The sequence below is a fragment of the Pseudoalteromonas sp. HL-AS2 genome, assembly GCF_031198805.1.
GTDB classification, from domain to species: Bacteria; Pseudomonadota; Gammaproteobacteria; order Enterobacterales; family Alteromonadaceae; genus Pseudoalteromonas; species Pseudoalteromonas nigrifaciens.
The window spans coordinates 1846366-1871637 of the sequence record NZ_CP133571.1 but is presented as its reverse complement, the minus strand read 5'-3'; the positions used below and the strand labels follow the sequence as shown (position 1 = coordinate 1871637).

At 37.0% G+C, this 25272-nt stretch carries 20 protein-coding genes; 18 read left to right on the top strand and 2 right to left on the bottom strand.

Annotated elements, in window-relative coordinates; genetic code table 11:
- Positions 1–23 precede the first annotated feature (23 nt).
- The 13 genes from RB215_RS08755 to RB215_RS08695 all read left to right on the top strand — a co-directional run bounded on the left by RB215_RS08755 (position 24) and on the right by RB215_RS08695 (position 15381).
- A complete protein-coding gene (locus RB215_RS08755) occupies positions 24–1052 on the top strand; it encodes an acyltransferase (RefSeq protein WP_011328467.1) in 1029 nt (342 codons plus the stop codon).
- A 215-nt stretch (positions 1053–1267) separates the two neighbouring features.
- Complete coding sequence (locus tag RB215_RS08750) at positions 1268–2545, top strand: flippase (protein WP_011328466.1); 1278 nt, start codon at positions 1268–1270, stop codon at positions 2543–2545.
- Positions 2546–2580: 35 nt separating this feature from the next.
- Positions 2581–3495: a glycosyltransferase gene (locus RB215_RS08745; RefSeq protein WP_089368435.1), complete on the top strand. Its 915-nt coding sequence runs from the start codon at positions 2581–2583 to the stop codon at positions 3493–3495.
- Positions 3496–3548: 53 nt separating this feature from the next.
- Positions 3549–4736, top strand: a complete 1188-nt coding sequence (locus RB215_RS08740; protein ID WP_011328464.1) for an EpsG family protein — start codon at positions 3549–3551, stop codon at positions 4734–4736.
- A gap of 36 nt (positions 4737–4772) precedes the next feature.
- Positions 4773–5570 (top strand): glycosyltransferase family 2 protein, encoded by a 798-nt coding sequence (locus RB215_RS08735; RefSeq protein ID WP_011328463.1) that lies wholly within the window; start codon positions 4773–4775, stop codon positions 5568–5570.
- Positions 5571–5582: 12 nt separating this feature from the next.
- Entirely contained in the window at positions 5583–6311 is a 729-nt protein-coding gene (locus RB215_RS08730; protein ID WP_089368434.1) for a WecB/TagA/CpsF family glycosyltransferase, read from the top strand.
- Positions 6312–6508: 197 nt separating this feature from the next.
- Positions 6509–7465, top strand: a complete 957-nt coding sequence (locus tag RB215_RS08725; protein ID WP_011328461.1) for a phosphoribosyltransferase — start codon at positions 6509–6511, stop codon at positions 7463–7465.
- A gap of 1112 nt (positions 7466–8577) precedes the next feature.
- Positions 8578–9981, top strand: a complete 1404-nt coding sequence (locus RB215_RS08720) for an undecaprenyl-phosphate glucose phosphotransferase (protein ID WP_011328459.1) — start codon at positions 8578–8580, stop codon at positions 9979–9981.
- A complete protein-coding gene (locus RB215_RS08715; protein ID WP_011328458.1) occupies positions 9965–11182 on the top strand; it encodes an outer membrane beta-barrel protein in 1218 nt (405 codons plus the stop codon). The genes RB215_RS08720 and RB215_RS08715 overlap by 17 nt, the downstream gene beginning before the upstream one ends.
- Positions 11179–11700 carry a polysaccharide biosynthesis/export family protein gene (locus tag RB215_RS08710; RefSeq protein WP_041454467.1) on the top strand — a complete coding sequence of 174 codons (522 nt, stop codon included), beginning with the start codon at positions 11179–11181 and terminating at the stop codon, positions 11698–11700. Before RB215_RS08715 ends, RB215_RS08710 begins: the two co-directional genes overlap by 4 nt.
- Positions 11701–11720: 20 nt before the next feature.
- Positions 11721–13934, top strand: coding sequence for a polysaccharide biosynthesis tyrosine autokinase (locus RB215_RS08705; protein ID WP_089368428.1), 2214 nt, complete (start codon positions 11721–11723; stop codon positions 13932–13934).
- Between the two features lie 3 nt (positions 13935–13937).
- Positions 13938–14666, top strand: coding sequence for a CpsB/CapC family capsule biosynthesis tyrosine phosphatase (locus tag RB215_RS08700; protein ID WP_309216225.1), 729 nt, complete (start codon positions 13938–13940; stop codon positions 14664–14666).
- Positions 14659–15381: a VpsP family polysaccharide biosynthesis protein gene (locus tag RB215_RS08695; RefSeq protein ID WP_182683399.1), complete on the top strand. Its 723-nt coding sequence runs from the start codon at positions 14659–14661 to the stop codon at positions 15379–15381. Before RB215_RS08700 ends, RB215_RS08695 begins: the two co-directional genes overlap by 8 nt.
- A gap of 228 nt (positions 15382–15609) precedes the next feature.
- On the opposite strand, the gene rsmF is transcribed toward RB215_RS08695, so the two are convergent.
- A complete protein-coding gene (rsmF, locus tag RB215_RS08690; protein ID WP_182683400.1) occupies positions 15610–17058 on the bottom strand; it encodes a 16S rRNA (cytosine(1407)-C(5))-methyltransferase RsmF in 1449 nt (482 codons plus the stop codon).
- Between the two features lie 262 nt (positions 17059–17320).
- Here rsmF and RB215_RS08685 point away from each other — a divergent pair, with 262 nt between their 5' ends.
- The 5 genes from RB215_RS08685 (at position 17321) to prpF (ending at position 24038) form a co-directional block, all read left to right on the top strand.
- Complete coding sequence (locus RB215_RS08685) at positions 17321–18019, top strand: GntR family transcriptional regulator (RefSeq protein ID WP_011328452.1); 699 nt, start codon at positions 17321–17323, stop codon at positions 18017–18019.
- Between the two features lie 71 nt (positions 18020–18090).
- Positions 18091–18963 (top strand): methylisocitrate lyase, encoded by an 873-nt coding sequence (gene prpB, locus RB215_RS08680; RefSeq protein ID WP_011328451.1) that lies wholly within the window; start codon positions 18091–18093, stop codon positions 18961–18963.
- Between the two features lie 25 nt (positions 18964–18988).
- The gene (gene prpC, locus RB215_RS08675) at positions 18989–20113 is read left to right on the top strand and encodes a 2-methylcitrate synthase (protein ID WP_086994992.1); all 1125 of its coding nucleotides are present in this window, start codon (positions 18989–18991) and stop codon (positions 20111–20113) included.
- 134 nt (positions 20114–20247) lie between these two features.
- Positions 20248–22857: a Fe/S-dependent 2-methylisocitrate dehydratase AcnD gene (gene acnD / locus RB215_RS08670; RefSeq protein WP_011328449.1), complete on the top strand. Its 2610-nt coding sequence runs from the start codon at positions 20248–20250 to the stop codon at positions 22855–22857.
- Positions 22858–22871: 14 nt separating this feature from the next.
- Positions 22872–24038: a 2-methylaconitate cis-trans isomerase PrpF gene (gene prpF / locus RB215_RS08665; RefSeq protein ID WP_197108147.1), complete on the top strand. Its 1167-nt coding sequence runs from the start codon at positions 22872–22874 to the stop codon at positions 24036–24038.
- Between the two features lie 91 nt (positions 24039–24129).
- Here the strand turns inward: prpF and RB215_RS08660 are convergent, their stop codons facing one another.
- Positions 24130–25146 carry a LacI family DNA-binding transcriptional regulator gene (locus tag RB215_RS08660; protein WP_011328447.1) on the bottom strand — a complete coding sequence of 339 codons (1017 nt, stop codon included), beginning with the start codon at positions 25144–25146 and terminating at the stop codon, positions 24130–24132.
- Between the last annotated feature and the right edge of the window lie 126 nt (positions 25147–25272).

Sequence of the window (25272 nt, the reverse complement as noted above, 5' to 3'; positions counted from 1 at the left end):
GCTTTTACTTTAAGGGAGTGAAGATGAAAATAAAAAAAATTCTCAGTCTAGAAACACTCAGAGGGTGGGCTTGTTTATTATTAGTACTTAATCACTTAATAGGTGAACCAAATATATCAGGTTTAAAGTTACCCGAAAATAACGACTTTTATTTTTTTAACTTAATGTTAGAAAATGTCAGAATGCCACTATTTGCATTTTTAGGCGGCGTTATTTTCTCTTTTAGAGGAGTGACATCAGAGCAATTTTTTTCTATGTTAAAAGGAAAGTACTTTAGACTAATCATTCCTCTAATTTTTGTAGGCCCAATTTATCTATTTATTCAGGCACATACTTTAGGAGCAAATCAAAAAATAGAAATAACCAATATTACTTATTACTTTAGCGTGATATGGGAAAGTAAATTTCATTTTTGGTTTTTACAAGCAATGTTTTTGGTGTTTTTATTTTATGGCTTATCATCATTTATAAAAACTACAACTCAAAATAAATACATATTTGCGCTATTTACGGGGATTATTTTATGCGTATTTATGCCTACAGATATTTATTTTTTTTCATTATCTGGATTTTTCTTTTTATTACCTTTCTTCTCGTTAGGGTGCTTACTTAGCTCAAAAAGACACAGCGAAGAAAAGCTAAATATAAAGTTAGTTACAATATTATTAACTTTGTTTGCTGGCCTTATGTTGTATAAATTTTTACAACTACAAAGCCAGAGTAACTTTGAAAGAAACAGCCTAATGGGGCTAGTAACTGGCTTTGTTGGTTGTTCATTATTTTACTTTGCAAAAATAAAGATTATACCCCTTGTGTTTATTGGTAAATATTCATTTTCAATATACTTATACCATGTTTACTTTTTGGTTTTATCTAGAATGTTACTAGTTTATTTAGGTGTGCAATTGACAGAGCTTAATATTGTATTTGGCATGTTCTTTGGGATCTTTGGTCCGATTGCAGTTGAAATTGTATTATCAAAAAGTAATTACGCATCACGAATTTTTTTAGGGCAAAAAAGTACTGTTAAATATGCACAAAAGTCGACATAGGAAACGATGTTTGTATATGAGTACTAATTATGTGCGTATTTTTTACGTAGCAGTGATTAGTGAATTTTAATAAAGCAGTACACATTACTAATATGGTTACTACACTGAGATCTTTATAAATCTAAAACAGTCAGTTAATTTATTTAGTTATTGAATTTTAAAATTTTGATTTATTGAAGTTATAAATATGACTCTATTATTACAAGGTAAGTTTTTTGAGCCAATCGCCAGCTATTTTAAATAAGTTTTTAGGCACAGCCGGTTTACAAATGATAAGCCGTGCTTTATCCGTTATAGCAGGCGTAATACTTGCCCGTTATTTAGGACCTGAGCAATATGGCTTATATACCTATGTTTTATCAATTATTGCCATAGTCACAATACCTGTTATAGCAGGTTTACCACAATTATTGATCCGTGAAATTGCACATGCTGAATTGGAAGGTAAATGGGGAGAATTAAAGGGGTTACTCAGGTGGTCATCGGCATTTATTATCAGTATTTCTGCGCTTGTGATGCTTACGACCATGCTTATTTTATATTTAGGCTTAATAAGTTCCCAGACTGCTAGTTTACTTTGGTTTGCAATTTTTTTGATCCCTATAAAAAGCTTTTCTGCAAAACAAGGAGCTATTTTAAACGGTTTTAGAAAACCAATTCTAGGCTTATTTCCAGAGTTTATTTTGATGCCATTTTTAGCCATTTTAGTTTACTTATATTTTATTGTATCAAAAACTGAGTTCACCAGTTTACTGCTTATAAAAGTACAGTTAATAACATCGGCATTAACGCTGTTATTAGGCTTAGGGCTAATATTTAAAGAGCGATCGAATAACCTTAACCATGTTAAACCTACTTACTATTTTAAAAAATGGCATATTGCATTACTCCCGTTTACGCTAATGATATTTATTAGCACCATGAATGCACAGCTTGCAAACGTATTTTTAGGCTACTTTGATGATAAAGAGTCTGTCGCTTCTTTTAAGGTAGCTTTACAAGGGGTGACATTAGTTACCTTAGGGTTTGCAGCGGTAAACAATATTATAGGCCCTAAAGTTGCTAGGTTGTATAGAAGTGGCGATATACAGTCAACACAGGCTTTACTAACTAAAAGTGTAAAGTTAAGCGCCACTTTTTCAATACCAATAGCGGTTGTTTTAATTTTTTTTGGGGATTGGTTTATAAGAATACTTTTTGGAGAGCAATATCTGGCTTCCCATCCAATTCTTATTATTTTATGTATTGGCCAAATAATTAATATTTGTTTTGGCTCTGTTGGTTTAGTGCTGAATATGACAGGAAATGAAAAACGTTCATTAAAAGCATTGTTGGCTACATTATTAATAAACGTGTTGTTGTTATTTATTTTAGTGCCTATCTATCAAGCAATTGGGGCGGCTTTAGCTGTAAGCATGAGTCTAGTGCTGTGGAATATTTGGATGTCGATTGATGTATATAAAATAACAAAGTTAAAAACTTGGTTATGCTAAATTTCATTTATAAAAATTAAAAAGGATTAAGCTAAATGGTAGAGTTAAGCATCATTATTCCTACTTATGGAAGAGTCACAAAAATAAGAAATGCAATACAAAGTGCACTTATAAACTCACTTTGTGAGGTAATAGTTGTTGATGATAATGGTAAAGGGTCAGAGCATCAGCTAAATACAGAGTCTATTTTAGAGGATTTAATTGTCTCTAAAAAAATAAAATACATACCATTAGAAAAAAACTCAGGAGCAGGGATTGCCAGAAACATTGGTATTAAGCAAGCCAATGGCGAGTATGTTACTTTTTTAGACGATGATGATTTTTTTATAGATGGGAAATTACTCGAAAAACTTAACTTTTTTAAACACCAACAAGAGCAGCCTGCTGTCTGTTGTAGCCATATGCAAGTAGAAGAAAATGGTAAAGGTGTTTTAGCAAACGATGATAAGTTTGTAGGCCATGACGCTAAGACCTTTTTGCTATCTGGGAGTTGTTATACTTCAATGATAATGATTAAAAAAAGTGTTTTAGAAGCCATAGGTGGGTTTTATGATACACCTTACTTACAAGATCATACCTTAATGTTAAAGGCCTTTATTCAAAATTATAGTGTGTGCGTATTTGCTGAAAATGTCTTTGTGCATACAATCCACAATGGAGCGAGTATTACCACAGGTACTCGACCAATAGCAGGCGTACAGCTCAGGTGTAAATTAGAAAAAGAGCTAAGTAATAAGGTCACGTTGTCAGCTTCAGAGCAAAACGATTTGAATTATAGGTGGAGCACAATTGACTATCATAATTACTGGCTTGAACATGGGCGCAATTTCTCTTTATTTAAATTTTTGTTCACAAAAATAGTATGGCGCTCAAGAACAAGCGAACAACTTTATGAATCATTTAAGTTACTCGTAAAGTTTGGGATGAAATATCAATATTACTCAAAGTAAAAGGAAGCTTTATTTTGATCTATCACAATAAAACTTTTCTGTTAAATAGAACAATGTTGATTCTTGTTTTTGTATCATTAGTTTCACTGCTAGCGCCTTTTTATATAGGAATTTTTGCTTTATTCACGTATTTAACAACTAAAAGATCTGAGTGGCTTTACGTTTTTTTTATTAGCTTTATTTTGCTTTTTTGCAATATGAATTTACACAAAGAAGCATGGGCATTTGGCGATTTTTTAGGAATAGGCAATGACTTAGGCTGGTATTCAACCCAATGGTTTGCATTCAATAATTATCAATATGGTTTTTTGAGTATTTTTGATGAAGATTATGCAATTTTTATTAATGATGGCTTTTTGGTACAACCGAAAATATCGGAGCCGATTTATCATGGCTATTCTTACTTCTTTTCAAAATTAACGAATGGCAATTATATATTTTATACGTATACGATTACGTTATTTATCTATTTACCAGCATGTATTGTTATTTACAAGATATTAGATTCAGCTAAATTTAGTGAGGTGTTAATTGCGTTAGCGCTGATGTTTTTTATTTTTTATTCAATGAAATTTACAAACATGTTTAACATGATACGGCATTATTGCTCAGGTTCTTTCTTAATTATTACTCTATTTTTTTTATATTTTGACAAAATACGCTTCGCCATTTTTTTTGGTGTCATCGCATCATTAACACATAATGCAGCCGTGGTTGTTTGTGCAATTTATTTTGTTGTTTATTATGTTACGGCCTCTGATGAAAGAAGTAATAGATACAAAATTTTATATGTCGTTATGGGCTCTGCGGCAATATCAATATTATACCTTTTAGTTTATTACGCCACATTTACCAATTATGAAGAATTAGATGATAGAGGTTCAGGAATACTATTTAAGCTTTTAGATGTTGCTATCGTACTGCTTTCTATATTCGCCTATATGGTTAGGCGTAAATCGACATTTGATAAGATGTGGTTTTATTATATAGGTATTATCGTATTAATTTGTTTTATGCATACAACAAACTTCTTACAGCTACGCTATTATGCCTACTTTGATTATTTTAGATGGATTGGCTTGGTATATATATTTTCTTTAATACTACGTGTTGTCAGGCTAAAGCTACTGTTTTTTTCATTATCTTTAATCGCGTTTATTTTATTTTTGTGGTACAGAATTTATATTTCTGATTTCGATTTTAACGGAATGTTCCACCATTATTTCTTTATAAAATTTTAACTTCATATTATGTAATAACTACTTATAGGGATTGTAATGAAAATTTTATTATTAACAACATGTATATGTAATGACGAAAATATCAAAGACTTAAAAAGACTAATACTATCGATAAATAGTGTAAGAAACATTCAATTTGTACACTATGTACTATTACAAAGTGCAGATGGCTACAGTGAAGAGTGTTTACTTGGGCTAGCTAGTAACTATACGCTAATCACAATTAGTCAAAGTCATATTGTGTCGTTATCAAAGGCCAGAAATAAGCTTATTAAAGAAGTGAACAGTCGGTATTCATTGAATGATTTTGATTTCGTGTCCTGCCCAGACGATGACTGTTGGTACCCAGAAGGGTTTTGGAATAGCTTTAATGAACTACAAGCACTCAGTCGATTTGAATTGTTTTATACTCAATTTTCATCAGCACCAAGTATTAGCCCCTTTACTTCTAATGAACATAATTCGTCAAACTTAATACGATACGCATCATCTAACACTACATTTTATGCATCTAAAGTATTTAATGAAGTAGGGCTGTTTGATGAAAACTTTGGCGTCGGCGCTAAAAATAATGGAGGTGAAGATTTGGACTTTGCAATAAAAGCTTCACTTATTAGTAAGGTTATATTTTTTATGAACTCTGCAGCTATTGGCCATCGTGATCCATTACCAGAATTTAGATATAAGTATTTTCAAGGCTCTTTCGCGGTATTAAATAACCACAAACTAAAAAGTACTGCTCTTTACTATCACTATTTGCGAAAGCTTATGGTTGGTATTTTTTATTATTCACAAAGAAAAATAAAGTTTGCTGACTTTAAAGTAATAAAATAGGAGCTTAAAGCGATGGACCCTATCTTAAAGTCATTAACTTTAGTCAATGAGGTATCTTTAGCCAGTATTTTAGAGCGTATCACAAATACGGATAAAGCAATTTCGATCGGTTTTTTAAATCAGTATGCATATAACTTAATAAGTAGTAGTGATGCTATAAAAGCTAACTTTTTCGATTTAGATTATTTATTCAGAGACGGTAAAGGGGTTGAATTAGCGTGCTTGTACAACAATATTGACCCTCAATCTAACTTAAATGGTACAGACTTTATTCCGCGATTAATCTCGCAATTATATTTATCTAACAAGGAAATGACCCTTTTTGCGTACGGTACTCAGCAACCTTGGTTAGATATAGGTGCAACCTCGCTTTTTAACACCTCCCAATATTATAGTTTAAATGGGTTTAAAGATGTCGACTGTTATCTTGAGCACAATTTACAGTATCAAACTGAGAGTCTTAACGTAGTCGTTCTTGCTATGGGTATGCCTAAGCAAGAGCTGATAGCTACACAACTAAAACTACAGAGCAAAAATAAAATGATAATAATATGTGGTGGTGCAATATTGGATTTTCAAGCGGGTAGGGTAAAGCGCGCACCGACGATATTTAGAAAGCTTGGTTTTGAGTGGCTATACAGATTTGCTCTAGAGCCTAAAAGGTTATTTTCTCGTTATGTTGTCGGGATCCCATTGTTTTTTTTAAATGTATATCGCTCCAGTACTAAAAGAGTTTTGTAATTAAAGGGAGTGGTAAAAGTTAATTTCTATTAGCGTGAAGCTAACGCTTAAATCAAAGATATAATAACAATTTGATGGCTATTTTTGACGTGAGATCTACATTATTGCGATAAATTGTACTAACCTTAATAAAAGCAATGTAATTAATAATAATTTTAGTATGTTAGGTAAAATGTTTTTAAGGGAGGGTGATTCTAATGAATTATAAAAGTTATTGTCATTTAAGTCAGGATATAAAAGAACACTTGCCTAAAATACAGAGTTTAAACTTTGATTTAATTGTAGGCCTTCCAAGAAGTGGTTTAACACCAGCTAATATGCTGGCATTGTATTTGAATATTCATTGTACGGATTTGATTTCTTTAATTAATAATTCAGAGCTCAAAACAGGAAGTACACGAAAAAGTAAAAATCAATATTTAAAATACCCACAAAACGCACAAAAAATATTATTAGTGGATGACAGTATTGCAAAAGGTGACTCGATTAAAGCTGATATGGCTTTAATTCCCACATATTTACACAGTAAAATTACGACATGTGCAATTTACTCATCGCTAAAACAAAGAAATGATGTTGATTTTTTTCTAGAGTACCTACCATCACCAAGGGTGTTTGAATGGAACATTTTTCATCATCCAATTTTAACGACTGCTTGTTTAGATATAGATGGTGTTTTGTGTATTGACCCTACTGAAGAGCAAACTAATGATGCCGAAAAGTACATTGAGTTTATTTTAAATGCACAGCCATTATTTATACCCTCTAGAAAAGTTTATGCGCTTGTTACCAGCCGGTCAGAAAAGTATCGAGAACAGACTGAGATATGGTTAAAAAAGTATAAAGTAGAATACGAGTATTTAATTATGCAAGATTTACCTGGTAAAGAAGGAGGACAAAAGCAAATTAGTCATGCAAAGCATAAAGCTTTATTTTATCAAAAAAGTAGTGCAGAGCTTTTTATTGAAAGCGACTATAAGCAAAGTATTGAAATTAATCATATCACTAAAAAACCAGTTTTTTGTGCAGCTAGTAACCAAATAATTAACAACGGCTTTTATAATCTAAAGCATGAAGCAGTTACAAGCTTAAAAGAACGGTTGGCTTCGTTTATACCTCGTGGCATAAAAAATCAGATTAAAAAATTATATTAACTTTATTTACAAAGACTTATCTTGTTCTTTAGATAAATAGAGCCTAGCTTATATTATTGTTAATTTGCAAGTGTGTAGGGCTCCCATCAACTCAAAATATAAAAGCTAAGTTTTCAGTATTCACCGTATTTAGGCTTGATATTGTTTGCGCTTAAGCTCTTCAGTACTTAGCGTTTTTTGTTTATTAACTAACGCCAAACGTTTGTGTAAGCCTTACTGGTTAGTCATTGCCACCGTGTGCAGTATTATGTGACCACAGGCTACCCTAAAACCACCAAATAATAAAGATACACCATGCTTGTATTAAATCTAGAAGCAAACACTTATAACGTGTTTTCGGTTGTGTTATTAATTATTATCTAAACCAGTTAGCGGTCTGCTCTCTTACTTTTTGTACAGTCTATTATTTTTCTAAAGAATTACACTAGGGTAAAAATGTACTATTTCACAGGGTTTGGTTGATAGTAGTTTTTATATAGTCGCAGTTTAAACCTAAACACTGATAAGCAGGCTGTATAAAGCGATCTTTTATGTTTGTTTTTGTTTTATGTTTGTTTATTTTGTGTTTGTTTTATTAAGTTGTTTATTTTATTGGCTATAAATAAAACTATTAAAACCTTCAAGTAAACAGTAATTAAGCCCCAAGGTAATAGGTTGCTATTATGTTGTTGGTAAATGAATGTAGTTGCTAAAACTAAGTAGATGATAATTAAAAATAGCTGTAGGGCAAATTACACATCAAGAACAGAGCCAAAAATGTGCAAAATTTATTGTAATATTATGCTATTAGCTTTTATTCATCGGCATAGTTTTTACTGAGAGAGTAAGTTACGTATACCCTACTCATAATATTAACCAGATGGATTCATGCATTGTTTATTTAAATATCTAAGCATGATTACATAAAAAAGGGCTGTTGTTTAGATGAGGAGTTGTAGTTTAGATACATTTATATTTTAAGAAATATGTTTAATAAAATAGCTTTAACCTTTTGTATATTAGTAAACCCGCCTGTATGTTAATTGTGCAATTTGAGATGTTAATTTAGTATTAATTCCATAGTCTAGTGATGCTTCTTCTTACCTGAGACCAATTAATAGGAATTAATAGTTATGAGCTCTTCAAGGACATTTAAGTTATCAGGTTCGTCAGATGCCTGCTTTTATAGACTCTTCGATATTTTTGCATTATTTTTTGCTTTTCAATGCTCCGCCTTATTTTATAACTTTAATCTAAGCTCTTTTTATATGGTATCAGTGCTAAGTGTTGCATTAATTTACTTATATTGCGCTGAAATATTTTCTACTTATAGATCGTGGCGAGCAGGGAAGTTTAGGGTAATGATGTTGTGTGTTTGGGGCGCTTTATTAGTTTCATTCGCTTGTTTGTTTTTTATATCATTTATTTTTAAGTTTTCAGAATCCTTATCTCGGATTGGCATTAGCTTGTGGTTTTTATTAAGCATGCTTTATTTATATTTATGGCGCTTAGCTGTGTACTTGTATAAGCGAAATCGTCGTAAATTTGGTTCATATTTACGCAATGTAGCCATCATTGGTGCTACAGAAACCGCTGCTTACTTATATGATGAAATTGAGAAGAATGATGAGTTAGGCTTTAAGTTTTTAGGGTTTTTTGATGATAGAAACCCAGAGCGTTTATTTAGTAAATTAGCCTCTCATGATGTTGCAGGCAACATACAAAAAGCTGTGGATTTAGCAAGAGAGGGCAGAGTTGATGTGTTATATATTGCTCTTCCCATGAAAGCAGAAAAACGTATTGCAGACATTTTATTGCAGCTGGGTGATACCACTGTTGATGTGCATATAATACCTGACTTTTTGCTTTCTAATCTTATACATGCGCGTATTGAACATGTTGGCGAAGTTGATACTTTGAGTGTGTTTGAGTCGCCATGCATTGGTGCTCATGAGTTTATTAAGCGTACAGAGGATATTGTGTTTTCAATGATTATATTGTTATTGATTTCGCCATTACTATTAGTTATTGCCGCGGCAGTGAAATTAACATCAGCTGGTCCTGTAATATTTAAGCAAGATCGTTATGGACTTGATGGACGAAAAATAAAAGTTTGGAAATTCCGTTCAATGACAGTCACAGAAAACAGCAAAGTGGTAACTCAAGCTACAAAAAATGATGTGAGGATAACAAAGTTAGGCCGATTTTTGCGACGTACGAGTCTTGATGAACTTCCTCAGTTTTTAAATGTACTTGAAGGTGACATGTCCATTGTTGGCCCAAGACCTCATGCGGTTGCGCACAACGAAGAGTATAGAAAAAAAGTAGAGTTTTATATGTTTAGGCACAAAGCCAAACCAGGCATTACAGGGTGGGCGCAAGTTAACGGCTGGCGTGGTGAAACAGATACGTTAATAAAAATGGCGAAACGTGTAGAGTATGACCTACACTATATTAAGAACTGGTCATTACTATTTGATATAAAAATAATAATCATAACAATATTTAAAGGATTTAAGAATGAAAATGCCTACTAATACAATTGCCCCTTGCCTACTCGTTGTTTGTATTGGGGGCAGTCCTTATGCAACGGCTAACCTAAAACCAGGTAGTATTATTACAAAAGATGGTGCCGAAATAACGCCTACACTACAAACAGGAGTGAGTACTAATAATAACTTTTTTAGAACACCAACTAATGAGGAGTCGCGGTTAATATGGAATATATCACCTAACATTTCGGCTGTAATTGAAGATGGCCCAGACAATTATAAGCTTAATGTTGGAACAATAACGTCCTTTCATAATAAAGATACCACAGATAACTTCACTCAAGTGACCACAGCAGCGAGCGTTCATAAAGAGTTTACCCAACAGCATAGACTCGATATTAAAGGTGATGCAGATTGGTTATATGAACCCAGAGGAAGTGGTTTAACCGAAGGTTTGGGGGATATTGTTAATGAATTAGTAAAGTACCAACAGCAAAATGTAACAACGCGTTATGAATATGGCGCAAAAAGCTCTAAAGCTCAAGTTGCGCTTATTGCTGGTTTTTTCAATAAAAAATACCAAAATTTTAGACCTGTATCTCAATATCGCGATTATGATAAAACTTTAGTGGGAATAACCGGTTACTACAATACGCTTGCAGCAACGCGCACTTTTTTGGAGCTAACACAAGAAAAGTACCGCTATGATGTTTTGCAAGCCAATGGTATTTCACGAGATTCAGATGACAGAAAAATATTACTGGGAATAGAGTGGGAGGCAACGGCGGTAACATCCGGTACCTTCAAAGTCGGTTATCAAGACAAAGATTTTTTTTCTGACCTACGTGAAGATTTTACCGGTTTAAGCTGGGAAGCCGCAGTACTTTGGCAACCACTTACTTATTCATCGTTACAATTTTTAACTAGCCGCTCAGCTAAAGATCCCTTAGTAGCAGGTGATTATATTAAAGAGAGTGTTTATAACATTACCTGGGATCACAATTGGAGTAATTACTTTAGTTCGTTGGCAAGTTTAAATTATGCAGATGAGCAATACACTGGGGATGTTGGCAGACAAGATAAAACAACAGCGGCTCGACTAGGTTTAAACTATTTGGTTAGTAACTTTGGGATGGTATCTAGTTACGTTGATTTTATAGATAAAAACTCTAATCAAAATACGATTGAATATGATCGTGTCATTGTCGGGATTAATTTTACCTTTGTTTTAAAGGCTAATCGATGAAATTTTGGATGCTTGTTTGCCTGGCTTTTTTATTAAGTTTTAATAGTTTTAGCCAAAATGCGCAAAACTATACTTTAGGGCCAGGTGACAAAATTGAAATAAAAGTTTTTGGCCAACCAGATTTAGATGTGACGGCGTTATTAGGTAACAGTGGCAAAGTTAATTACCCTTTTTTGGGAAAAGTTAAACTCGCTGGCCTAAATACATCACAGGTTGAACAAATAATAATAAGAGGGCTACAGCCTGACTATTTAGTTAACCCCAATGTGTATGCGCAAGTTACACAATATCGACCTTTTTATATTCATGGTGAGGTAAATAACCCAGGTGCATACCCTTATCAGCCGGCAATGACAGTAAATCAAGCGATTGCACTTGGCGGTGGATTAACAGAGCGAGCATCGATAGATAAAATATATATTTTTAAAGAACAAACCAAAGAGCAACAAATTAGAGGCAGTTTAAACAGTCAAATTGCAGCGGGCGACACCATTAAAATAGAACAGCGCTTGTTTTAAGCCGTTAAAGGCAGTGATGAATGAATCAAAAATCAGAAAAATTAAATAATAATGATGATGTAATTGAGTTGGGCATTAACTTTAATGTTATTAAGCAAGCAAAGTGGCGAATTTTGAGCTTTGCGATAGTTATTACATTATTAGCGATAATGATTACGTTAACTTTAATACCTAAATATAAAGCAAGTGCAACGTTATTAATTGAAGCTGAGCAGGCTAAAGCGGTTAGTTTTGAAGAAATATATGGTTTAGACTCAAACCAAAAAGAATATTATTTAACTCAATTTGAGGTAATAAAATCAGACAGTATTGCACGTGAAGTTATTACGAAACTAGATCTGCAGTCACACACTGACTTTATTCCAAAACCTTCAATATTTAATGAAGTTAATATACTAATTAAAGAGTTGCTGCCTTTTTTAAATAAAAAAGAAGTTGCTGCGCTCTCGTATGAAGATCAAGTTGAGCAACAAATGCAAGATTTGCTTAGTATATTTAATAAAGCATTAATAGTTTCACCAATTCGTAAAACGCAATTAGTTAGGGTGAGTTTTGAGTCGAGTGATTCTAAACTTGCAGCCTTAGTAGCAAATACGGTAGGTGAGGTATACATAGACAGCCAAATGCGCGCCAAAATGGGGATAACGCAACAGGCAACAAGCTGGTTAAACACACGCTTGTCACAGTTACGGATCCAATTAGATGATTCAGAGGTTCGACTGCAGGCGTACCGAGAGGCGCAGCAATTAGTTGATATAGAAGGTATTGCGGGGCTAGTGACACAAGAGCTAGAGCAAATGTCTCAGCAGTTAGTTGATGCTCGAGCCGCAAGAAATAATTTAAAGAGTATAAACAGAGTAATCAAGGAGTACGGAAATAATAATATAGAATTTTTAGGTAGTATGCCGGAAATAACATCACATAAAGTAGTACAAGATGTAAAGCGCGAGTTAGTACTTGTTGAGCGAAAAGTGAGTGACTTGGGCGAAGTATATGGCAATAAGCACCCAAAAATGATTTCTGCTAAAGCTGAACTTGCAACTGTAAAAGCTAATTTAAATAAGCAAATTAAAGGCCTAGTTACAGGTATCGAAAAAGAGTTAAACAGAACAACTCGAACCGTTAATACATTAGAGGCTGATCTAAAAAAAATCCGAGATGATTATCAATATATTACACGCAAAGAAACGCAGTATAATCAGTTAAAACGTGAAGTTGAAACTAACCGAAATATATTTAATACATTTTTATCTCGCTCTAAAGAAACCGAAGTAACCAGCGACTTCACCTCAGCAGCAGCTCGCTTTACCGATAGAGCATACACACCTAAATATCCCAGTAAGCCCAATAAAAAGCTTATTGTAATAATTACATTTATAGCTAGCTTTGCCTTTGCAGTAGTGATGAGCTTTATATTTGATGCATTAAACGATACGGTAAAAACAAAAAATGACGTTGAAAGTAAACTAGCGCAACGCATGCTAGGTTTATTACCCAAAGTTAAAATATCGAGAAAGAATCCGTTTCCGATATACGCATATTTAGAGGATAAATACCGTCGCTTTGCAGAATCTGTGCGTACATTTAGAACAAGCTTATTGCTTACTCAGTTAGATCGAAATCATCAAATAATAGCAGTTACATCAAGCGTCCCAGGTGAAGGGAAAACCACCACATCAGCTAACTTAGCCTTATCGCTTGCGCAAATGGGGAGCGTTTTACTGATTGATGCTGATTTACGTAAACCCAGCTTAGCAAAACGGTTTGATATACCTGTATTTCACCCGGGCTTAAGTAATTTAATTACTGGTACAGAGCAGTTTTCTGAGTGCGTACATTTAGATGAGCGCTCTGGTGTTGCTATTATGCCAAGTGGGCAAATACCATCAAATCCGTTAGAGTTACTCTCTAGCGCCCGGTTTGATGAGTTATTAAAGGTTTTAAAAACCAAGTACGATCACATCATTATTGACACCCCCCCAACACAAGCGGTTAGTGACGCATTAGTAATTGCACAAAGTGTTGATTCGGTAGTGTATGTAGTGAGAGCAGACGTAACCAGGGTAAAACCGATTAAAGCTGGGTTAGAGCGTTTGTTTGAGGTAAAAGCACATGTGGCAGGCGTTATACTTAACCAAGTAGATATGAGCAAAACTAAAGATGAGCATAGCTACGGATACTATGATTATTATGATTACTCACAACCGCCAGAAAAACCTCAACCTAATGGCTAAATTATGATTGATATTCATTCGCATATTTTACCCGGTATTGACGATGGTGCTAAAAATTTAAATGAATCTTTAGCATTATTAAAGCTAGCGCAAAGTGATGGAATAACACATATGGTGATTACTCCGCATATTCATATAGGGCGATTTGATAACTCCGCGGTACAACTTCGCAGAGACTTAGCTGATTTAAAAGAGCATGCAAAACAGGCTCAAATTACTATAAAGCTAGCAGTAGCGGCAGAAGTACGCCTTGATATAGAGTTAATGGCACTGGTAAAGGCAAATAAATTGCCCTTCATTGGGAATTTAGCCGGAGCAAATTACTTATTGTTAGAGCTACCACATTCTCATGTACCATCAGGCTACGATAAGTTTATTGGCTGGTTAACAAAACAAAATATTAAAGTGATTATACCTCACCCTGAACGTAACCGTGATATTCAGGCTAATCCTTTTTATATAGAACATTTAAAGCAGTTAGGTTGTGAGTTTCAATTAACCGCTTCAAGTATTGAAGGGGGGTGGGGGGATAAAGCAAAACAAATTAGCAATAACATGCTTAAAGGTAATTTAGTTAATTATGTTGCCTCTGATGCGCATTCGGTAAAACGTAGGCCGCCAATACTTAGTAAAGCAAAACACATTGTGAGTAATTTAGTAGGGGAGGATAAAGCACATATGTTATTTGTAACTAACCCTTGGCGCTTAACTGAGTCACTATTTTGTGATTAGTTTTAAATTAAATAGGTTAATCCCTATTATTGTTTTAGCGCTTATAACCTTGTTTATTGCCTATTACAGTATAAAAAGCATACGCGCCAATGCTTGGTATTTTAATGCTAGAAATACGCTGGAACAGCTGTCCTCTCCAATTAAGCGCTCAGAATTAAAGCAGGCCGAAAAAGCTATTACTTTAGCGGCTAAGTTTGAGCCAAGCCATCCTCATTATTGGCACTTGAATGCGTATATAAAAATATTATCAGTAAGTATTTTAAATCAGCCGACTGTAATTAATGCTCCTACACATCAGCTGGCTTATAAACAAGCCGAACAAGCGCTTTTAAAGTCTATTGAATTAAGGCAAACATGGGCAGAAACTTGGATAGCATTGGCGCAAGTGGTGAGTTATCAAGATGGGCCCACAGAGCAGGTTTATGATTATATTCAACAAGCAAAAAAAGTAGGACCTTATAAGCTTGATGTACATTTAGGTATTATTCAAATAGCGTTGATTCATTGGTCGCAACTAACTCCACAATACAAAGCTTTATATGTTAACGAATTGAAGTTAGCAGTTAAATATGGCTATAAATTCAATCAAGTATTTGATATTGCAAAACAAAGTAATAGCTTACCCATATTGTGTTTATCGTTACAATTTGGTGGCGATTTCGATTCTGTTCGCAAAAGTTATATATTTAAAAAACATTGTGGTAGTGGCAAATAAAAATGCCCAGAGTTATAAAAACTCTGGGCTATAAAATGACTCTTAGTTGAGCCTTACGTTAACTGAAGACGCTTTCTTGATTATAGGGAGAAGAAGAAAGTACATATAAGTATAGCTAATATGATTAAAACCGCACATTTATTATCCGAATTTAAGTACTTTTAACAACTCAATCATATTCACAAATGTATGCATGTTTTAATACTCACATTTTACATTAAACGCTGTTTAATTGCTTTGTGCCCATGTTATTAGCTGCGTATTTTGTACTAGATCGCGTGGGAGTGAGTTTTTAACTTTATTTTTTTGCCATTTACCTAAGCCAATAGGGCAGCCACATAAAGTTAAAATAACTTCTCCTGTATTTTGGCTTACATCAGCTAAGCGAATATCCTTACCCTGAAAGTAGTCGTTAGCTTGAGTGTCGGTTAAAGGCAATACATTACTTTTACACTGCTTACCAAATGCGGTTGCAAACTCGTGGGCTAAACGCACGCCATTATTATGAATGGCACCAAGTTGAATGCCTAAACGGGCGTATTTAATTTTGTTTTGCACAGCTTCAAACTCCTGCGGAAATAACCACAGCTCTTTATCGCGCTGCATTAATGTGCCCGGTAAGGTATTTAAACCAAATTGTTGCTTAAGTGTTTGCATAAAAACAGCACTTTTTTTGCTCTCAAATTGCTGAAACGGAAAAGCACCTTTTTTGACTTTTAGATTAGGGTTGTCACTACTTGCTTGTTTTTTGAATTTGGCAATAAAAAAGCCTTCACTGTCAAACGTTTGCGGCCACACATGTAAATACCCCTCTGGCGTAGTTGCTTTACTTGCGCCAGGAAATAGATCACTTAAAGACTCGGGTATTATACAGTCGCCAAATTCACTGAGTAAAAAGTCGCACACGTGTTGGTTTTCAAGTGGAGTAAGCGTACAGGTTGAATACACTAAGGTTCCACCGGGCTTTAAGGCGTAAAATGCACTTTTAATTAGATCTTTTTGTACTTGGGCAATTTCAATATTAGAGTCGATTGACCAATTTTTTAGTGCATCTGCATCTTTTCGTACTGTGCCTTCGCCAGAGCAGGGGGCATCGAGTAAAATGCTATCAAAGCACTCAAACATATAATTACCAAAAATCACCCCATCAAAATGCGATAACGCACAGTTACCTACTCCCATGCGTTTTAAAGTAGCGCTAAGTACTTTTAAGCGTGATGACGAAAGCTCATTTGCAACCAACACCCCTTGGTTATTCATTAGTGCAGCAAGCTGCGAAGTTTTAGAGCCAGGTGCAGATGCCATATCAAGAACGTAATTAGTGTGCTCTATACTTTGTTTTAGTGCTATGGGGGGCAGCATGGAGCTTGCTTCTTGAACATACATAGCACCGCTAAGGTGAAGATCGGTATTGCCAAGTGCTAGGTTTTGCTCTTCTGCGGCAGGGCGCTCTAACCAAAAACCTTCCTCGCACCATGGAATAGGAGTGAGTAGCCAATTTTTTTGCTTAGCGTATTGCTTAAACTCAGTAACAGATATTTTTAAGGTATTAACACGAATAGATTTTCGTAGTGGCCGCCGGCAAGCATTAATAAAGTCGTCTATATCTAGGTGTGCAGGTAAATAGGTTTTTACATCATCGATAAAGTGCTCGGGGATAAAGGTATTTGCGTCCACGGTTTGGCCAGTCGTTATATTAAAGACAAATAATAACATTTCTTAAAGTGTGTTTCAGTGCTTAACAGGTAAAAAATTAGTTTTTATTGGTGTCGACACTTAGCAGTGGTTTATCACTTTAGAGCAGATAATTATTATACTTTAGGCTAGTGATGTCGACAATAAGTGTGTTTTTTAAGTTTTACATACTGTTTTAGGGTTGACACTTAGTGGTAGTGAGTTCATAGTGGCTTTATAAATTGTCGACAATCTAATAGTACCTATGACGCAAAGCCTGTTAAATGAAACACCTATTACAACCGCATCAGATCAAGTGTTTGTAAATATGCGCCGAGAAATAGTAGAGGGCAGCATAGCACAAGGCAGTAAAATATCTGAGCCAGAACTGGCAAAGCGTTATGGAGTGAGCCGTGCAACGCTGCGTGAAGCGTTAAATCGTTTAGAAAGCTGTTATTTAGTTGAGCGTAAAGCCAACATAGGTTGCCGAGTTGTATCGTTAACAGCAGATCGCTTGATAGAAGTTTATCAAGTGCGCAGTGCCTTAGAGGGCTTGGCGTGTCGTCTTGCTGCCGACAATATGGCAGCCGATGAAGTCCAAGGTCTAAAGCAATTACTTAATCAGCATTTAAAAACGCAACGAGTAAAAGAAGGCGAGTCGTACTATCAAGAAGCAGGTGATTTAGATTTTCATTACCGCATTATTAAAGGCAGTAAAAATGCCCACTTGATTCATTTGCTATGCCACGACCTTTATCAATTAATAAGAATGTACCGCGTACAAATGGGTATGGTTGGTCCGCGGGTATCAAAAGCATTTGATGAGCACTTAGCTATTATTAATGCGATTGAAAACCACGATGGTGAATTAGCCGAAATGTTGATGAAGCGCCACATAAGTGCTTCACAAGCCAATATTCAAACTAAATTTGATTTACTTGCAGCGCAAACTAAAGCCAGTTAAATAAATCGTTTTAGTATTTAAAATATCAAAACTGCCCCAGAGCAGCCACCGTTCAAAGTTAGGAGAAACGAATGTCAGCAGGATCAAAGTTTAAACAGGCTATTGCCAATAATCACCCATTACAAATAGTGGGTACTATTAATGCGTACACAGCAATGATGGCTGAAAAAATGGGTCATCAGGCAATTTACTTATCGGGTGCTGGTGTTGCCAATGCTTCTTTTGGTATGCCTGATTTAGGTATGACTAGCCTTGATAACGTGCTTGAAGATATTCGCCGTATTACCGGTGCAAGCGACTTACCTTTATTAGTAGATGCTGATACAGGTTGGGGTGGTGCGTTTAATATTGCCCGTACAGTAAAAGAAATGACTAAAGCAGGCGCTGCCGGTTTCCATATTGAAGACCAAGTAGCGCAAAAGCGTTGTGGCCACCGCCCAAATAAAGAAATAGTTAGCCAAGGTGAAATGGTTGACCGTATTAAAGCTGCTGTAGATGCAAAAACCGATAGTGACTTTTACATTATGGCACGTACCGATGCGTTTCAAAAAGAAGGTTTAAATGCCGCTATTGAGCGCGCAGCAGCGTGTGTTGAAGCCGGTGCAGACGCCATTTTTGCAGAAGCCGTGCACGACCTTGCCGACTACCAAGCATTTACAAAAGCGATTAACGTTCCTGTATTGGCTAACATTACTGAGTTTGGTCAAACGCCTATTTATACTAAAGAGCAGTTAGGCGATGTAGGCGTTGAAATGGTGCTTTACCCATTAAGCGCATTTAGAGCGATGAACAAAGCAGCCTATAATGTATATAGCTCAATTTTAAATGAAGGTTCGCAACAAAGCCAAATTGAAAATATGCAAACCCGTGCTGAGCTTTATGATTTTTTAGATTATCACACCTATGAAAATACCCTAGATAACCTTTTTTCATCAACTAAATAATAATAACAATTTAAGGAGATAAATTATGAGTACTAAAGTATTAGCGGGTGCAGGTTTACGCGGACAAGTAGCAGGTCAAACTGCATTATGTACAGTAGGCCAAACAGGTTCAGGTTTAACTTATTGTGGTTACGATATTAGCGAGCTTGCTGAAAAAGCGCAGTTTGAAGAAGTATCGTTTTTATTATCTCGTGGCGAATTACCAACAACCGGTGAGCTTGCAGAATACAAAGCTAAACTAAAAAGCTTACGCGGCTTACCACAAGCACTTAAAACAGTGCTTGAGAACATTCCAAAAGACGCACACCCAATGGATGTGATGCGCACAGGTTGCTCTATGCTGGGTAACCTTGAAATGGAAAATGATTTTAGCGAAGCCAATGATGCGATTGACCGCATGGTTGCAGTATTTCCAAGTATTATTTGTTACTGGTATCGCTTTACGCATGATGGCGTACGCATTGAAACGCAAACAGATGATGACTCAGTTGGCGCGCATTTTTTAACCTTATTACACGATAAAGCCCCGTCTGAGCTATTTGCTCAAGTAATGAATGTGTCACTAATTTTATACGCAGAGCATGAATTTAATGCCTCAACCTTTACTGGTCGTGTGTGTGCATCAACGCTATCTGATATTCATTCATGTGTAACCGGTGCCATAGGTACGTTACGTGGGCCATTACATGGTGGTGCTAACGAAGCGGCAATGGATATGATTGAAAACTTCACCAGCGCAGATCAAGCAGAGCAAGAAATTATGGGCATGCTTGAGCGTAAAGATAAAATTATGGGCTTTGGCCACGCTATTTATCGCGAATCAGATCCACGTAACGTAATTATTAAAAAGTGGTCTGAAAAGCTCGCAGCAGAAGTAGGTGATGATGTACTTTACCCTGTGTCTGTTCGTTGTGAAGAAGTAATGTGGCGCGAGAAAAAGTTATTTTGTAATGCTGATTTCTTCCACGCATCGGCGTATCACTTTATGGATATTCCGACCAAATTATTTACGCCAATATTTGTAATGAGCCGCGTAACAGGTTGGACAGCACACGTTAAAGAGCAACGTGCAAATAACCGTATTATTCGTCCAAGTGCTGATTACACTGGGCCAGATGCACGTAGCTACACACCTATCGAATCACGTTAAAATTATTTGGTGGGCACGTAAAGTGCTCACCTTTTTTATTTGCTGCACACTATTTTAAGGCTCATCACTTTTCACTCCCTCCTTAAATAAGCTAGTAGTGCACAACCACCGTCACCAAATTAGCGAATATTTTAATGACTATAATAAATAATACTGAATATCGAAAACCCTTACCTAATTCAAACGTTGATTATTTTGATGCTCAAGCAGCTGTTGATGCAATTAAACCAGGTGCATATGCAACACTGCCTTATACATCACGTGTATTTGCCGAAAACTTAGTGCGCCGCTGCGATCCAGCAATGCTTACCGATGCACTAAACCAGTTGATCGAACGCAAACAAGATTTAGACTTTCCTTGGTATCCGGCGCGTGTAGTGTGTCACGATATTTTGGGTCAAACTGCACTGGTTGACTTAGCTGGACTGCGTGACGCGATTGCAGCTAAAGGTGGCGATCCGTCTAAAGTAAACCCAGTTGTACCTACGCAATTAATTGTAGATCACTCTTTGTCGGTAGAGCATGCAGGGTTTGATCCCGATGCATTTGAAAAAAACCGTGCTATAGAAGACAGACGTAACGATGACCGTTTCCATTTTATAAACTGGACCAAAACAGCGTTTAAAAATATTGATGTGATCCCGCCAGGTAACGGCATTATGCATCAAATTAACCTTGAAAAAATGTCGCCGGTAATTCAAAACCGCGATGGTATTGCCTTCCCAGATACCTTAGTAGGTACAGACAGCCATACTCCACACGTTGATGCACTGGGTGTTATTGCTGTGGGTGTAGGTGGCCTTGAAGCAGAAAGCGTAATGTTAGGGCGTGCTTCGTACATGCGCCTGCCAGACATTGTAGGGGTTGAGCTAACAGGTAAGCGCCAACCGGGTATTACCGCTACCGATATCGTACTGGCTATTACTGAGTTTTTACGCGCGCAGCGTGTGGTATCAGCATACTTAGAATTTTACGGTGAAGGTGCCGATGCACTTACGCTGGGCGATCGTGCCACTATTTCAAATATGACGCCTGAATTTGGTGCCACAGCGGCGATGTTTTACATCGACGATATGACCATAGATTATTTGCGTTTAACGGGTCGTGAAGAAGAGCAAATTGCACTGGTAGAAAACTACGCTAAAACCACCGGCTTGTGGAGCGATAGCTTAAAAACAGCGCAGTACGATCGCGTGCTTAAGTTTGATTTATCAAGTGTGGGGCGCAACATTGCTGGGCCATCAAATCCACATCGCCGTGTATCTACAAGCGATTTAGCTAAAGAAGGTATTTCAGGCGTAGTTGAAAACGAAGCAGGCTTAATGCCAGATGGTGCGTGTATTATTGCCGCTATTACCAGCTGTACAAACACCAGTAACCCACGCAACGTGATTGCCGCGGCATTACTTGCGCGTAATGCTAACGCCAAGGGGTTAACGCGTAAACCTTGGGTAAAAACCTCATTAGCACCGGGCTCTAAAGCCGTGCAATCGTACCTAGAAGACGCTAACTTACTTACCGAACTTGAACAGCTAGGTTTTGGTATTGTTGGTTTTGCTTGTACTACGTGTAATGGCATGAGTGGCGCGCTTGACCCTGTAATTCAAAAAGAAGTGATTGATCGCGACTTATACGCCACCGCGGTACTGTCGGGTAACCGTAACTTTGACGGCCGTATTCATCCTTACGCCAAACAAGCGTTTTTAGCATCGCCGCCTTTGGTTGTTGCTTATGCAATTGCCGGTACGATTCGTTTTGATATTGAAAAAGATATACTAGGTAAAGATCAGCAAGGTAACGACGTTACCCTTAAAGATTTATGGCCGTCAGATGAAGAAATTGACGCAGTAGTTAAGCAAAGCGTTAAGCCAGAGCAATTTAGAAAAGTATACGAGCCCATGTTTAACTTAACCGTAGATTACGGTGAAGATAACGACCCGCTATACGAATGGCGTCCAGAAAGCACTTATATTCGCCGACCTCCTTATTGGGAAGGTGCATTAGCAGGCGAGCGTACCATGACAGGTATGCGTGCACTGGCAGTACTTGGCGATAACATTACAACCGATCACTTATCGCCTTCAAATGCGATAATGGCCAGCAGTGCCGCGGGTGAATACCTATTAAAAATGAACGTACCTGAGGAAGATTTTAACTCATACGCAACCCATAGGGGCGATCATTTAACAGCGCAGCGCGCTACGTTTGCTAACCCTAAATTGCTAAATGAAATGGTACTAGATGAAAGCGGCGAAATTAAGCAAGGTTCGTACGCGCGCATAGAACCAGAGGGGAAAAATACTCGCATGTGGGAAGCTATCGAAGCATACATGCAGCGTAAGCAACCACTTATTATTGTGGCAGGCGCAGATTATGGCCAAGGCTCGTCGCGCGATTGGGCGGCAAAAGGCGTAAGACTCGCGGGTGTTGAAGTAATTGCAGCTGAAGGGTTTGAGCGTATTCACCGTACTAACTTAGTGGGTATGGGTGTTTTACCGTTAGAGTTTAAAGCGGGAACAACTCGTAAAACACTCAAACTAGATGGCAGTGAAAGTTACGATGTAACGGGTGAACCAACCCCTGGTTGCACACTTAACTTGTCGATCACTCGTAAAAATGGCGAAGTACTAAACGTACCAATGAAATGTCGTATAGATACACAAGAAGAGCTGTCTATTTATGCTGCAGGTGGTGTATTACAACGCTTTGCACAAGACTTTTTAGAAGCTACAAAAACAGCATAAGGGCAGGGTTAATTATGTTTAAACCACAAATTAAAGTACCTGCCACATACATGCGTGGCGGTACTAGTAAAGGGGTGTTTTTTAACCTTAGTGACTTGCCAAAGCCTGCCCAAGTGGCAGGTGAGGCACGTAATAACTTATTACTGCGCGTTATTGGCAGCCCAGATCCGTACGGCAAACAAACCGATGGTATGGGCGGTGCTACATCTAGCACCAGTAAAACGGTTATTTTAAGTAAAAGTGCGCAAGCCGATCACGATGTTGACTATTTATTTGGCCAAGTGGCAATAGATAAAGCGTTTGTTGATTTTAGCGGCAACTGCGGTAATTTAACCGCAGCTGTCGGTGCTTTTGCTATTAGTAATGACTTAGTTGATAAAAGCCGTGTACCCGATAATGGCGTTGCTGTTGTACGTGTGTGGCAAGCCAATATTAAAAAAAGCATTTTAGTGCATGTACCTATGACTAATGGCGAAGTACAAGAAACCGGTGACTTTGAGCTAGACGGCGTTACATTTGCAGCAGCTGAAGTAAAACTGGAATTTATTGACCCTGCAGATGGCGACGGGGCGTTATTCCCAACTGGCAATGTGGTTGATGACCTAGAAGTGCCGGGAGTCGGTACTTTAAAAGCGACGATGATCAACGCAGGCATTCCCACCATTTTTGTTAATGCAAGCGACATTGGTTATACCGGCACTGAATTGCAAGATGATATAAACGCAGATGCAGCAGCGCTTGAAAAGCTTGAAACCATTCGTGCCTATGGCGCAGTTAAAATGGGACTCATACAAAATATTGATGAGGCAGCAGCACGCCAACATACACCTAAAGTGGCATTTGTTGGTGCAGCACAAAATTACAAAGCGTCAAGCGGTAAGCAAATTAACGCCAGTGAAATTAACTTGTTAGTGCGCGCTATGTCTATGGGTAAATTACACCATGCAATGATGGGCACAGCAGCAGTAGCTATTGGTACCGCTGCGGCAATTGACGGTACGTTAGTTAATTTAGCCGCTGGTGGCGGGGCATTGAGTGAAGTTAACTTTGGTCACCCATCGGGCACCTTAAAAGTAGGCGCACACGCTACAAATACGGATGGTAACTGGCAAGTAACTAAAGCCAGTATGAGCCGCAGTGCACGGGTACTAATGGAAGGCGTGGTAAGAGTACCGCAATAAAGCATTGTTTTAATTACGATTAAGTTATTTATAATTTATGCATAAGTTGATGCGGTAATACTTTAGGGTATTGCTCATCAACTTTTTTTGGTTATGGGCTATTTTTGATACTCGTTGACTCTCGTTTGACCAAGCGGGGTAAATATTTATGCTCACTGTGACTGACACTTTCAACTATTTCATTTTTAAAGTGTGTTAACGCCAACTGAGCTGCGTGCTGCGCCATTTTTTCAATGGGATAGTTTAGAGTGGTTAGTTTTGGCCTTGAATAACGTGCAATCAGCACATCATCAAAACCAATCACCGACACATCACCGGGTACTTTATAGCCATTATCTTCAAGTGTTGAAATAGCACCAATAGCCATAGCATCGTTATAAACAAAAATAGCGCTGAAGGGCTGCCCAGAGGCTAATAAGTTTTGCGCAGCGCTTTGTCCGCCTTGTAGGGTAGGCTCCGCGTATTTAATCAGCGCAGGGCTAATGGGGCTGCCTGCCATATTTAGTTCTGCCGAAAAGCCATTAAGGCGTAGCGCAGGATCTTCAATTTGATATTTACTGCTTATACAGGCAATGTTTTTATGTTTGAGCGTCATTAGATGGCGCGCTGCTATTTTTGCGCCTTCTTCGTTATCTAACCAAATACATTTATGTTTTATTTGCTCAATGTGTCTATTGATAAGCACTAAGCCGGGGAGTTTTTCACATAAAGTAATTAGTTCGCAGTCAGGAATTATTTTACTATGCATAACAACAGTTTGGCAGCGGCGCTCAAGTAATAAATTGATAGCAGCGCGTTCAGATTCTACACTTTGTCCTGCGGTACTTAACAACAATTGCATATTATTTTCGCGGGCTACTTTATCTACCCCGCTGGCTAATAATGCAAAAAATGGGTCGGTAAGTTCGGGGATCACCACGCCTATGGTCATGCTTTTTCGGGTTACTAAAGCACGTGCATTAGCATTGGGCGTGTAGCCAAGCTCTTGCATTACTTTATTTACTTTTTCTATGGTTGCCTTACTTACTTTAGGGCCATTATTAATTACACGAGATACCGAGGCGATAGACACGCCTGCAATTCTGGCTACATCTTTTATTGTTGTCATTGGCGGGTAATCGTTTTCTACATCCTGTTTATAATAAAATTTACACTATTTAACGTGGGCTGTATATGTTGATTTTTTAGGTTGCAAATAGCGGGGTAAGCGTTTACCCTTTTCGGTTTTATCATA